The following is a 12,255-nucleotide window of genomic DNA, read 5'->3' on the forward strand; positions in this document are numbered from 1 at the left end:
ATTCACTTCCCGGGCGTCTGCAGGCGCGGACCGTCGGTGCCGGTCGCGGCCAGTGCCAGCAGTGTCGCCGGGCCGACCAGGCCGTCACTGGCGAGTCCGTGGTCACGCTGGAACCGGCGCACCGCCTCCTGCATGGCAATGTCGAAGGTCGCCGCGCCTGCCTGGGCAGGCAGGTATCGCGGCTGCAGGCGCGCGCGCACCCAGTCGGTGGCGGCGCCCTGGCCACCCAGCCGCGGCGTGTCGGCAAGGAAGGCCGGCGCGCGCCATAGCGCGGCATGCTCGCCGTCCCAGAACTGCTGCAGGGCGATCCGGTCGATCGCGACGAGGTCGTTGCCCATTCGCAGTCGCACCTGCCGTGCGTCGGCGCCTTCGAGCGTCGACCAGGTGCTGGCGCCGTCGTGCTTGAGCAGAAGCAGCACGGGGCGATCCTGTGCGATCAGCGCGTCGAGGCTGGCGCGGCCACGCAGGCAGTAGACATCGGTTGCCAGCATCGGCGGGCACGCCGCCGCGGCGGCGATTTCGTTGGCGCCCGCCGGCAATTGCCAGCGCGCAAGCAGCTGGCCCCAGGCGAGCGCCGGCGAGGGAGCGGTAGTTCTGAGGCGGGCGGCGAACGCAACCGCGTCCAGCGCCGGCTGCGCGGTCGCGGGTGCCGGCTTCAGCGCCACCTCCGAAGGTGCCGGCGTCGACGCCGTGGCCGGCGCCATCGCGGGAGCGCGCGGCCACCACAGGGTTGCTGCGAGTGCGAGCAGGGCAATGGCGACGACGGCAAGCGGGATGGTCACGAGCGCCTTCGCTGGCCACCAGCGTCGTGCCTGCCCGGGCAGTACTTCGGCCGCGGCGAGATCGACCTTGCGTGCGTCGATCTGGCTGGCATCGTGGGCATAGCCGGCCAGCAGGCTGCGCTCGGCGATGTTGTTGATGAGCCGGGGTACGCCGCCGGCGTGGGCATGGATGCGCTTGACGGCACCGGCATTGAACGGGAAATGCTGGCCGCCGGCGACGCGGAAGCGATGGCGCAGGTACTCGCCGGTTTCGGCGGCGTCGAGCGGGGTGAGGTGGTAGCGCGCGGTGATGCGCTGGGCGAGCTGGCGCAGGTCGTCGCGGGCCAGGATCGTGCGCAGTTCGGGCTGGGCCAGCAGCACGATCTGCAGCAGTTTCTGCGTAGGTGTTTCGAGGTTGGTGAGCAGGCGGACCTGTTCGAGTGCGTCGACGGACAGGTTCTGGGCTTCGTCGATGATCAGTACGACGCGCAGGCCCTGTGCGTATGCGTCGAGCAGGTAGGCGTTGAGGGCGTCGACCAGTGCCTTGAGGCTGCCACGGTTGCCCTGGGCCCGGATGCTGTCGAGGTCCAGGTGCAGTTCTTCGCAGATGGTCTCCAGCAGTTCGACTGGGGTCAGGCGCGGGTTGAGGACCAGGGCGACGCGCGTGGTCTCGGGGATCTGTTCCAGCAGCAGGCGGCAGAGGGTGGTCTTGCCGGTGCCGACTTCGCCGGTGAGCTGGACGAAGCCGCCGCCGCCGCCCTGGTCGACGCCGAACAGCAGGTGCGCGAGTGCGTCGCGGTGGCGCTCGCTCAGGAACACGAAACGCGGGTCCGGCGTGATCGAGAACGGCGGCTCGGTCAGGCCGTAGTGCTCGAGATACATGCGCAACCTGCAGGGGGTGATGGCGGTAAGCCTGCCACAGAATGCCCGGCGGACGACGCTCCGGCAATTCATTTCCCGGTCTGCGGTATTTGCCCCCCCCCGCGAAGGCGGGGATCCAGTGACTTTGCTTCGCGGTCTCAGTCCGCCGCGCCCTTGGCCTCGGCCGTTCCCAGCACTTCCGGATGCTGCAGGCGCCGGGGCTTGCCCAGCAGCGGGTGCACGAACACCGCAGCCAGGATGATGACCACGCCGACGTAGAAGGTGGTCGTCAGTTCGCGCTGTTCACCCAGCAGCAGCGCGGCCAGCACGATCGCGTAGACCGGCTCCAGGTTCACCGCCAGCTGCTGTGCGAACGCGCTCATGTGGCGCAATGCCACCAGCGACAACGTGAACGGCAGCAGCGTGCAGGCCAGTGCCAGGCCCAGCAGCAGGGCGATGTCGTGGCCGCTGGGTACCACCAGCAGCGGGCCGGCGAAGGCCGGGAAAAGCAGCGGCATCAGCGGCGCCAGCAGGGTCAGCATCAGCGTGCCGGCGCCCAGCTCCAGCGCGGTGACGGTGAGCGGATCGCCGTGTTCGACCAGGCGCTTGTTGAGCGAGCCGAACAGTGCCACCAGCAGGGCCGAGACTGCGCCCACGGCGATGCCCGCCCGCATTCCCGCCGGCACGCCGCCGACCACCAGCACCACGCCGGGCAGCACCATCACGCCCAGGGCCAGCTCGCGCTTGGAGAAGCGGGTGCGGGTCAGCCACGGTTCGATCATTGCCACGAACACCGTGCCCAGCGCCATGCAGGTCGCGCCAACCGAGGCGTTGGACAGCTTGATCGCGCCGTAGAAGGTCAGCCAGTGCAGGGCCACCAGCGCGCCGATGCCGGCGTAGGCCAGCATCAGCCGCGGCGACATCGCCCGCAACCCGCGCCACACGCGCGGCAGCAGTGCCAGCGCGGCGACCACGATCAGCATCCGCCACCACACCAGCGGCAATGCCGGCAACGTGATCAGCTTGCCGAGGATCGCGGTGAAGCCCCACAGCAGCACGCAGAAGTGGATTTGCAGTTGCGCCTTGCTGGTCGGGTTCATGCGGTCGCCAATGAAGGCGTGGTGGGCGAGGGGAGCCTATTGTCGCCGCAGTTGCCGGCAAATCGTCGCGGCGCCGGGCGGAACGGACGAAATGGGACGGGGCGCCGCAATGGGGCGCAGACTGCAGTAGCCGGAACCCACGGATCGCAGGTCCATGAGCAATGCCTTCATCGCCCATCTGCACGACCTGCTCGACGGGATGGGCCGGGTGACGACGCGTGCGATGTTCGGCGGCCATGGCGTGTACCTCGAGGGGGCGCTGATCGGCGTGGTCCTCGAGGAGGCCCTGTACCTGAAGGTCGACAACGAGACGCGCCTGCATTTCGAGGCGGCGGGCAGCGAGCCGTACGTCTACCGGGGGCAGCAGCTGCCTATCCGGATGAGCTACTGGTCACTGCCGGCGTCGGCCATGGATTCGCCGCAGGCGATGAAACCCTGGGCGGAGCTCGCCTACGCCGCCGCGCTGCGCAAGACCCCGTCGAAGCGCCGCAAATAGACATTCGCGCGGTCCCGGCACGGCGATGTCGATTTCGCCCGTGCCCGTTCGTCATGACAATGAAGGCCGCCATCGCGGATCGACCGCAGGCGGCCTGCATCCCATCCTTTCCCGGAACCCAGTCATGACTTTCCAACGCTCCGCTTCCGTCCGTATTGCAATGGCAGCGACCCTGCTGGCCGTGGCCGCTTCGGCCGCCGCCAGGCCGGTCCGCTACGAAATCGACCCGAGCCACACGTTCCCGAGCTTCGAAGCCGACCACATGGGCGTGTCGGTGTGGCGTGGCAAGTTCAACTCCAGCCAGGGCGAGATCTCGCTCGACAAGTCCGCCGGCACCGGCACGGTGGAAGTCACGATCGATACCGCCAGCGTCGACTATGGCCTGGACGTCATGAACGACAAGGCCCGCGAGGCCGACCTGCTCGATGCCGGCAAGTACCCGAAGGCGGTCTACAAGGGGCGCCTGGCCGATTTCCGCGATGGTGCGCCGACGCGAGTCACCGGCCAGCTGACGCTGCGCGGCGTGACGCGACCGCTGGACCTGGCCATCGACCGCTTCAAGTGCATCCCGCATCCGCTGCACAAGCGCGAACTGTGCGGCGCCGACGCGCTGGGCACGTTCCGCCGCGACGAATTCGGCATCGACGCCGGCAAGGATTACGGCTTCGACATGAACGTGACGCTGCGCATTCAAGTTGAAGCCGTCCAGGTCGAAGCAGACAAGGTGGCGGCGCAGGCGCCGTGACCTTGCCGAGCATCTTCTTGCCGGCCCGCTAACAGCCGATGCCGGATCATGCGACTGCACAGTCGCCCCATGAAGAAGGAGAAAACGATGGCTTTCTACGTTGATGGATACGTAATTCCGGTGCCGAAGAAGAACCTGGCCGCATACCGCGCGATGGCGCGCAAGGCCGGCAAGATCTGGCGCGAGTACGGCGCGCTCGAGGTCAACGAATGCGTCGCAGACGACGTCCAGCCGGGCAAGCTCACCTCGTTTCCGCAGGCGGTGAAGCTCAAGGCCGACGAAGTCGTGGTGTTCTCGTGGATCACCTACAAGACGCGCGCACAGCGTGACAAGATCAACAAGCAGGTCATGAACGACCCGCGTCTGGCCGACATGATGGATCCCAAGAATTCACCGTTCGACGCCAAGCGCATGTTCTGGGGCGGCTTCAAGCCGATCGTTTCGCTCTGAGGTCAGCTTTCGGCCAGGCACTCGGCCGCGCGCTGCCTAAGCAGTGTCTGTTCGCGCGCGTTGCGGGTCATGGCCGCGGCGCGCTCGAACTCTTCCCGCGCTTCGCCGAAGCGGCCGAGTTTGCGCAGCAGGTCGCCGCGCACGCTCGGTAGCAGGTGGTAATCCTTCAGCAACGGATCGCCGGTCAACGCGTCCACCAGTGCCAGGCCGGCAGCTGGGCCGAACAGCATCGACAGCGCCACCGCGCGGTTGAGTTCCACCACCGGTGACGGCACCTGCTGCGCCAGTGCGCCGTAGAGCCCGACGATGCTGGCCCAGTCGGTTTCCTCGGCGGTCAACGCGCGCGCATGGCAGGCCGCGATCGCCGCCTGCAGGGTGTAGGGGCCGCGCGTCGGATTGCGCACCGAGCCGAGCTTCTCGGCACGCTCCAGCGCCGCCAGCCCGCGGTGGATCAGCAGCTGGTCCCAGCGGGCGCGGTTCTGTTCGAGCAGCAGCACCGGCTCGCCGTTGACGTCCACGCGTGCCGCAGAGCGTGATGCCTGGATTTCCATCAGCGCGACCAGGCCGTGGACTTCCGGCTCGTTCGGCACCAGCCCGGCCAGGATGCGGCCCAGGCGCAGCGCGTCCTCGCACAGGCCAGGGCGCATCCAGTCGTCGCCCGCGGTGGCGGCATAGCCTTCGTTGAAGATCAGATAGACCACGGCCAGCACCGACGACAGGCGCTGCGCCAGCTCCTCGCCGCGCGGGACTTCGTAGGGCACCTGCTTGTCGGCCAGCGTGCGCTTGGCGCGGACGATGCGCTGGGCGATCGTCGGTTCCGGCACCAGGAACGCACGCGCGATCTCGTCCGTGCTCAGGCCGCCGAGCAGCCGCAGCGTCAGTGCCACCTGCGCCGGCGTCGACAGCACCGGGTGGCAGGCGGTGAACACCAGTCGCAGCAGGTCGTCGCCGATCGGGTCGTCGAGCTTGTCCAGGTGGGCATCATCGGCACTCTCCTGTTCGGCCTCCAGTTCGCGCGCGAGTTCCTCGTGCTTGCGCTGCAGCAGCTTGCTGCGGCGCAGGCGATCGATCGCGCGGTGCTTGGCGGTGGCCATGAGCCAGGCGCCGGGCTGGTCGGGAACGCCGGTTTCAGGCCAGCGTTCCAGTGCCGCGACCAGCGCGTCCTGGGCCAGTTCCTCGGCCAGGCCGACGTCGCGCACCATGCGCGCGAGCGTCGCAATCAATTTGGCCGATTCGATGCGCCATACGGCATCGATGCTGCGGTGGATGTCGGTCGCCGTCATGGCGACCGATCACACCACCGACGTTGTGTCGTTGCAAGTGCTCGAAGTGGCATCACGCGCCTTCCAGGCGCGGTGTCGCGGTGCTGCCGTGCTCGCTCAGCTGCTTGAGGTTGCCGAGCCCTTCCTCGAAAGCCTTGCCGATCATGCGGTCCATGTTCACGAACACGCTGAACACCTTGGAGACATACGGCATGTCGCCATTCATCGACCATGTGACCTCGCTGCCATTGCCCTGCGGCACGATCGTGAACTGTGCCGAGCTGCGCGCCTGCATCGGTCGGCTGAAGTCGAGCTGGACCTCGATCCGCGAGGAGGGCACCGATTTCACGATCTCCATCCGACCGGCGCCGGCCTTGTTGTTGCCGTCCCAGCGGTAGGTCGCGCCGATGCCCTGCGCGGCGCCGCCGATCTCGCGCTGCATCTGCGGGTCCAGCTTCTCGTACGGCGACCACGCCTGCCAGCGGTGGAAGTCGTTGATCTGCGCGAACACCTGTTCCGGTGGTGCCTGGATGTGGACGCGGCGTTCGACGCGGAAGGTGTCCGGCCGGGTGGCGGCGAAGATGAGGATGGCCGCGATCAGTACAACGACGGCGATGGCGATGAACTTGAACATTCGTAACTCCGTTCCGTGGGTTCAGAAAGTGTGGGTCAATGTTTGGGGGGCGAACCGGCTTGCTGCTGCATGTCCTGCAGGCCGGCGGCGGCCTTGCGTACGTCGGCGGGGAAGTCGGCCAGTTCCTGCACCTGGCGGATCTCGATCACTTCGTTGTCGGAGGCCGGGCAGCGCGAGGCCCAGGCGATGGCTTCCTCGCGCGACTTCACCTGGATCATCCAGTAGCCGCCAAGGACTTCCCTGGCTTCGCTGAAGGGGCCATCGGTGACCTGCGGCTTGCCGTCCCTGAAACTCACCCGCGCGCCCATCGACGGCGGGTGCAGTCCGTCCAGCGCGAGCAGCACGCCGGCCTTCTGCAGGGACTCGTTGTATTTCATCATCGCGGCGACGGCGGCGGCTTCGGGCACCGTGCCGGGTGCGGCGGATTCGTAGCCCTTGGGGATCATCAGCATCATGAATCGCATGGTGGCATCTCCGTGGTGGACAGGGAGGTCAGCAGTTGGGCACCGCATCGGGCTTCATGTGGACGAACTCCCACAGGTGGCCGTCCAGGTCTTCGAAGCCATGGCCGTACATGAAGCCCTGGTCGCTGGCATCGAAGTGGGTCCTGGCGCCGGCGGCCACCGCCTTGGCGACGATTGCATCGACGGCGTTGCTGCTGTCCATCGACAGGCAGACGATCGCCTCGGTGGCCGTGGTCGCATCGTGGACCGGTTTGCGGGTGAAGGTCTGGAAGAACGCTTCGGTCAGCAGCATCACGCAGATGTTGTCCGACACCACCATGCAGGCGCCCTGTTCGTTGGTGAAGTCGGGATTGAACGAGTAGCCGAGCTTCTCGAAGAAATCGACCGAGCGGTCGAGGTCCTTGACCGGGAGGTTGAGGTAGATCTGGCTGGCCATGGCGGATCAGGCCTCGCTCTCGCAGTTGACCATCCAGCTGACGCCGAACTGGTCGACGAACATGCCGAAGCTGGCCGACCAGAAGGTCTTGTCGAGCGGCATGATCACCTGGCCCTTCTCCGACAGTGCCTTGAACACGCGCTCGGACTCGGCGACGGTGTCGACGTTGAGCGCGATCGCGCATCCCTTGATGCCGTCGTAGCTGTCGGTCGGCATGCCGTCCGATGCCATCAGCACCTGGTCGCCGACCTGCAGGCGGGCGTGCATGATCTTGTCGTGGTGCTCGGCCGGCACGTGGTCGCAGGCCGGGCTGTTGCCGAATGTGGTGATGGGGTCGAGCGTGCCGCCGAGCGCCTGCGCGTAGAACCGCATCGCGGTTTCGCAGTTGCCGTTGAAGGTGAGGTAGGCGTTGATCTTCATGGACTGTCCTGGGTGGAGTGGGGGGTCAGTTGCCGCCGGCGATGCGGTGGATTTCGGAGACGCCATTGCCGGCGATGGCAAGGAAGCGGTGCGCTGCGTCGAGCGCGGCCACTTCCGATGCGAGCTCCATCAGGGCGAAGCCGGCGATGACTTCCTTGCTTTCGGCATAGGGTCCGTCGACGACCGTGTAGTTGCCGTCGTTGCGGCGGATGCGCGTGGGATTGGCGAACAGGCCGCCGGTGGCGAGCAGTTCGCCGGCGGCGCGGCTGCGTTCGATGAACTGCTGCATCTGCGCCATGTCCTGGTCGCAGGCGGGTTGTTTCGAGTCGGGGGTGTAGAGCATGAGGAACTGCATGGGGAGGCCTCGTTTCGGGTGGTGGTTTATTGGCGCGCGGCGATCTGTTCGCGCAGTCGGTCGTCCTGATCGCGCAGTTGCTGGGTGTATTCGGCGCCGAAGTCGCAGCCTTCGAAGATCTGGCGGATCTCGACTTCGCACGGTTCTTCGCTGTCGAACAGTTGCGGTGCGCGCTTGACCCATTCGACGGCTTCGGCCAGCGAGCCGGTCTGGAACAGCCAGTAGCCGGCGATGAGTTCCTTGGTTTCGGCGAAGGGGCCGTCGATGACGGTGCGCTGCTTGCCGGCAAAGCGCACGCGGGCGCCCTTGCTGCTGGGTTGCAGGCCTTCGCCGCCGATCATCACGCCGGCCTTGACCAGTTCTTCGTTGTATCGGCCCATCTGGGTCAGCAGTTCTTCGCTCGGCATCACGCCGGCTTCGGAGTCCGCATTGGCGCGGACGATGACCATGAAGCGCATTGTTGTCTCCTGTTTTCGAACCGCCGCAGTGGGGCTCTTGTCAGGATGACGAACGGGAGTGGGCGGGATCGACACGGGGTCGAAGTTTTTTTTCAGCGAGGTGGCATGGCTGTCTGCGGAGCGGCGGACGACGCTTCGGCAATTCATTGCATGGTCTTCTGCGGCCCTCACCCCAACCCCTCTCCCGTAAACGGGAGAGGGGCTTTCACCGTCATTGCCGCCTTGGCGGGAATGACGAAAAGGGTTCAATCCTTCGGCAGCGCCAGCAACCAGTCGACGAATGTCTGCGCGGCCGCACGCAGGCGGCGGTGCGAGGGGTACACCACGTAGTAGCCCCAGCGCGCCTTCACTGTCGGTACCGGCAACCGTTGCAGGCGCCCGCTTTCGAGGTAGGGGCCGACGATGCGCGAGCGTGCCAGGGCGATGCCCATACCGAACACGGCGGCATTCATCGCCCCAGTGCTGTCGGTGAAGGTCAGGCGCTCGTCGAACTTGGCGCCATGCACGCCGGCGGCGCGGAACCAGTCGTGCCAGCCCTGCCGCGAGTGGTCGGAGATCAGTGGCTGCCTGGCGACATCGGCAGGCTGAAGGATCTGCTCGATGCCCGGAAAGTCTGGCGCGGCCACCGGCAGCAGCCCTTCGTCCATCAGGAAGTGCGCGGTCAGGCCGGGCCAGTGTCCCGGCCCGTGGCGGATGCCGAAGTCCGGGCCGGGGTCGTCGAAGCGGGTCAGTGCGACTTCGGTGTCGATGCTCAGGCGCAGGTTGGGGTGCGCCCGGGTGAACTCGGCCAGGCGCGGCGTCAGCCAGGTGTAGGTGAGCGAGTGCAGGGTGGTGAAGCGGATGCGGTCGGTGTCCTCGCGCCCCGAGCGCAGGCTGCGCAACACGCCGTCGACGTCGGCCAGGGCGCTGCCGGCGGCGTCGGCCAGCTTGCGGCCGTCGGCGGTCAGGGCGACCCCGCGCGCGTGGCGCTGGAACAGGGCCACGCCCAGCCGCGACTCGAGCTTGCGCACGTGGTGGCTGACTGCGCTGGCAGTCAGGTGCAGCTCCTCGGCGGCGTGGGCGAAGTTCTGGTGCCGGGCCGCCGATTCGAATGCCGTCAGGGCCGGCAGCCAGTCCGCGCGCAGTGCCATGTCGAGCCTCAAATCTGATTTGTGTCTGACAGCCAAAGTATGCGCTTGTGCAGCGCCGGCAGGTAATCAGAATAGCGGTCTGGCAAGAGCCAGATTAGTCGATGGGCGCCACCCCCGGTGCCCGACCGCAGGAGCGGAGCAATGGGCCATCTGCACGAAGTGACGCCGCAATTGCCGATGCAGGCGCTGTCGATCGAGGCGGTACCGGCGATCGAGGTCGGCCCTGGCTGCCTGCGTCGCGACCTGCCTGCCGGCCCCGGACTGCGCATGTGGGTGGTGGACATGGCGCCCGGCGCGCAGTGGCCGGTGCTGGACCACCACGAGACGGGTGAGTCGTACTACGTGATCAGCGGCGAGGTGATCGAGGGCGAAACCCGCCACGGCGCCGGAACGTACGTGTACTTCGCACCCGACAGCCGGCATCGCCCGCACACCGAAAGTGGCGTACGCCTGATCGGGGTGAACCTTGGCTACGCCGCCTTCCTTGCCGCAGGCGGAAGTTCGGAATCCATCACGCATTGCTATCACCCGACGCAGGGCTGACTCGCCCGCGCGTCGACCTTCGTTCCCGCATACGTCCTCCCCCACGAGGTCGTCCCCACACGAGGTTTGGCATGACCAGCGTTGCATCCACTTCCAGTCTTTCCGGCATGAACGAACGCGGCTGGATCACGCCGCTCGAACTGGGCCTGCTCGGCGCCATCTGGGGCGCCTCGTTCCTGTTCATGCGCGTGGCGGCCGGTGATTTCGGCGCGATGGCGCTGGTCGAGGTTCGACTGGCCCTCGGCTCCCTCGTCCTGCTGCCGTTCCTGTGGCGCGCACGCGCGCAGTTCCCGGCGAAGCTGTGGCCGAAGCTGGCGATCATTGGTGCGCTGAATTCGGCGATGCCGTTCATGCTGTTCGCCTGGGCGGCCAAGACCGCGCCGGCTGGCGTGGGCGCGATCACCAACGCGATGACGGTGTTGTTCACCGCGCTGGTGGGCTTCCTGTTCTTCGGCGAGAAGATCGGTTCGCGGCGGGCGATCGCACTGGTCGCCGGCTTTGTTGGCGTGGTCGTGCTGGCCAGCGACAAGACTGCCGGCGCCAGCATCGGCTGGGCGGTGGCGGCGGGCGCGGGGGCTTCGTTCCTGTACGGCGTCGGCATCAACCTGGTGCGTCGTCACCTGACCGGCCTTCCGCCGGCGGCGGTCGCTTCGGCAACGCTGGGCGTGGCGGCACTGCTGACGCTGCCGTTCGCCATCGCCAACTGGCCGTCCGATCCGATCCCCATGAAATCGTGGTTCTCCGCGGCGATGCTGGGTGTGCTCTGCACCGGCCTGGCGTTCGTCATGTACTACCGGCTGATCGCCCGCATCGGTGCCGGCCGCGCTTCGACCGTGACCTACCTGATCCCGGTGTTCGGCGTGGCATGGGCCTGGCTGCTGCTGGACGAACCGCTGACGATCAAGATGGGCATCGCCGGTGTGATGATCCTCGGCAGCGTGGCGTTGAGCCAGCGCGCAGCAAAGTGACGACTGACGACCCTGACGCCTGACAACCAGACCACACGACCACGGACCCCCATGACCGACAAGCGCGTAGTCTTCGATTTCGACCTGGAGTTCACCAACGGCGGCGGTATCCAGGGCCAGGACTTCCGCCTGGACATCGACGGCGACGACATCGCCGATGCCGCGCTGGTCGACTACATCGTCCGCGACCTGCGCCTGCTGATGGTCGGTCCGGCCCGCATCCTCAACAAGAAGATCATCACCGAGCCGCACAAGCGCAAGTCGGGAAGCGCCGGGACGCGGCGCACCTACATCGACCTCAGCCATGTCATCGAGGACGGCCTGGTCACCTACCCGGGCCTGCCTGCCGCGCGCATCTGCGACTTCCTGAGCCGCGAGCAGTCGCGCGCGAAGTACGCCGCCGGCACCGAGTTCCAGATCGCGAAGATCGAGATGGTCGCCAACGCCGGCACCTATATCGACTGCCCATCGCACCGGTACGCGCATGGCCACGACCTGTCGCAGGTCGGGATCGCGGCATTCGCCGACCTCGAGGGGATCGTCATCCGCGCCGACCATCGCCAGGTCCGTGCGATCGACGCCTCGTGGTTCCGCGACAAGGAACTGCGCGGTCGCGCCGTCCTGGTCCATACCGGCTGGGATGCCTACTGGCGCGAACCGGGCTATGCCATCGAGCATCCGTACCTGACCGAGGACGCAGCCGCTTACCTGCGCGACTGCGGCGTCGCCCTGGTCGGCATCGACTCGATGAACATCGACGACACGCGCGGTGGCGAACGCCCGGTGCATTCGACCCTCCTCGGCGCGGAGATCCTGATCGTCGAGCAGGGTTTCACCTTCAGCGCGGTTCCGCCGAAGGTGAAGGGCGCCGGTACGTTCCCGGTGCGGGCGATGGCACGCCTGGCGTAGTGCCCACAGTTGCCAACGATCTTTCCAAACATGTGACGCCCGTCAATATTTGGCAAGTTCAAGTTGACAGTCGCCGTTGAAATGTCCCAGTAATTTTGTCGGGGAGCAGTGCAACGCCAAGTGTGGGGACACTTCAGGCTGTAGCGACTGGCGCAGTACCAGTCGCATGGGGATTCCCGGACGCCGCGTTATTTCCAGGCACGTGATTCGAGTTGGGCGCTCGCAGTGGGCGACACGCCGTTGTCGGCTGTCGTGCGCGTTTG

Annotated in this window: 16 protein-coding genes; 6 read left to right on the forward strand and 10 right to left on the reverse strand. The window is 66.9% G+C overall.

All coding sequences use genetic code 11. The annotated features are described in order from the left end of the window. Positions 1-2: 2 nt before the first annotated feature. Both MNR01_RS16285 and MNR01_RS16290 read right to left on the reverse strand, forming a co-directional pair. Complete coding sequence (locus tag MNR01_RS16285; RefSeq protein ID WP_241918759.1) at positions 3-1,643, reverse strand: AAA family ATPase; 1,641 nt, start codon at positions 1,641-1,643, stop codon at positions 3-5. Positions 1,644-1,780: 137 nt separating this feature from the next. Then, positions 1,781-2,722, reverse strand: a complete 942-nt coding sequence (locus MNR01_RS16290) for a DMT family transporter (RefSeq protein ID WP_241918760.1) — start codon at positions 2,720-2,722, stop codon at positions 1,781-1,783. A 154-nt stretch (positions 2,723-2,876) separates the two neighbouring features. Between MNR01_RS16290 and MNR01_RS16295 the strand changes: the two genes are divergently transcribed. The 3 genes from MNR01_RS16295 to MNR01_RS16305 all read left to right on the forward strand — a co-directional run bounded on the left by MNR01_RS16295 (position 2,877) and on the right by MNR01_RS16305 (position 4,413). Continuing rightward, the gene (locus tag MNR01_RS16295) at positions 2,877-3,218 is read left to right on the forward strand and encodes a TfoX/Sxy family protein (protein ID WP_241918761.1); all 342 of its coding nucleotides are present in this window, start codon (positions 2,877-2,879) and stop codon (positions 3,216-3,218) included. A gap of 124 nt (positions 3,219-3,342) precedes the next feature. Continuing rightward, a complete protein-coding gene (locus MNR01_RS16300; protein ID WP_241918762.1) occupies positions 3,343-3,963 on the forward strand; it encodes a YceI family protein in 621 nt (206 codons plus the stop codon). 87 nt (positions 3,964-4,050) lie between these two features. After that, the gene (locus MNR01_RS16305; RefSeq protein ID WP_241918763.1) at positions 4,051-4,413 is read left to right on the forward strand and encodes a DUF1428 domain-containing protein; all 363 of its coding nucleotides are present in this window, start codon (positions 4,051-4,053) and stop codon (positions 4,411-4,413) included. Between the two features lie 2 nt (positions 4,414-4,415). Here the strand turns inward: MNR01_RS16305 and MNR01_RS16310 are convergent, their stop codons facing one another. The 8 genes from MNR01_RS16310 to MNR01_RS16345 form a co-directional block, all read right to left on the reverse strand. Further along, positions 4,416-5,696 carry an RNA polymerase sigma factor gene (locus MNR01_RS16310; protein ID WP_241918764.1) on the reverse strand — a complete coding sequence of 427 codons (1,281 nt, stop codon included), beginning with the start codon at positions 5,694-5,696 and terminating at the stop codon, positions 4,416-4,418. Between the two features lie 52 nt (positions 5,697-5,748). Next, positions 5,749-6,309: an SRPBCC family protein gene (locus tag MNR01_RS16315; protein WP_241918765.1), complete on the reverse strand. Its 561-nt coding sequence runs from the start codon at positions 6,307-6,309 to the stop codon at positions 5,749-5,751. Between the two features lie 35 nt (positions 6,310-6,344). Further along, positions 6,345-6,773 (reverse strand): YciI family protein, encoded by a 429-nt coding sequence (locus tag MNR01_RS16320; RefSeq protein WP_241918766.1) that lies wholly within the window; start codon positions 6,771-6,773, stop codon positions 6,345-6,347. Positions 6,774-6,801: 28 nt separating this feature from the next. Beyond that, a complete protein-coding gene (locus tag MNR01_RS16325; RefSeq protein WP_241918767.1) occupies positions 6,802-7,209 on the reverse strand; it encodes a VOC family protein in 408 nt (135 codons plus the stop codon). A 6-nt stretch (positions 7,210-7,215) separates the two neighbouring features. Further along, positions 7,216-7,629, reverse strand: a complete 414-nt coding sequence (locus MNR01_RS16330) for a VOC family protein (RefSeq protein ID WP_241918768.1) — start codon at positions 7,627-7,629, stop codon at positions 7,216-7,218. A 25-nt stretch (positions 7,630-7,654) separates the two neighbouring features. Further along, positions 7,655-7,984: a YciI family protein gene (locus MNR01_RS16335; protein WP_241918769.1), complete on the reverse strand. Its 330-nt coding sequence runs from the start codon at positions 7,982-7,984 to the stop codon at positions 7,655-7,657. A gap of 26 nt (positions 7,985-8,010) precedes the next feature. Then, positions 8,011-8,442 (reverse strand): YciI family protein, encoded by a 432-nt coding sequence (locus MNR01_RS16340; RefSeq protein WP_241918770.1) that lies wholly within the window; start codon positions 8,440-8,442, stop codon positions 8,011-8,013. Between the two features lie 245 nt (positions 8,443-8,687). After that, positions 8,688-9,572 carry a LysR substrate-binding domain-containing protein gene (locus MNR01_RS16345; protein WP_241918771.1) on the reverse strand — a complete coding sequence of 295 codons (885 nt, stop codon included), beginning with the start codon at positions 9,570-9,572 and terminating at the stop codon, positions 8,688-8,690. 141 nt (positions 9,573-9,713) lie between these two features. Here MNR01_RS16345 and MNR01_RS16350 point away from each other — a divergent pair, with 141 nt between their 5' ends. The 3 genes from MNR01_RS16350 (at position 9,714) to MNR01_RS16360 (ending at position 11,992) form a co-directional block, all read left to right on the forward strand. Next, positions 9,714-10,115, forward strand: coding sequence for a cupin domain-containing protein (locus tag MNR01_RS16350; RefSeq protein WP_241918772.1), 402 nt, complete (start codon positions 9,714-9,716; stop codon positions 10,113-10,115). Positions 10,116-10,186: 71 nt separating this feature from the next. After that, a complete protein-coding gene (locus MNR01_RS16355; protein ID WP_241918773.1) occupies positions 10,187-11,083 on the forward strand; it encodes a DMT family transporter in 897 nt (298 codons plus the stop codon). Between the two features lie 51 nt (positions 11,084-11,134). Then, complete coding sequence (locus tag MNR01_RS16360) at positions 11,135-11,992, forward strand: cyclase family protein (RefSeq protein ID WP_241918774.1); 858 nt, start codon at positions 11,135-11,137, stop codon at positions 11,990-11,992. The last annotated feature ends 263 nt before the right edge of the window (positions 11,993-12,255 follow it).

Source organism: Lysobacter sp. S4-A87 (assembly GCF_022637455.1).
Taxonomy (GTDB): Bacteria; Pseudomonadota; Gammaproteobacteria; order Xanthomonadales; family Xanthomonadaceae; genus Lysobacter_J.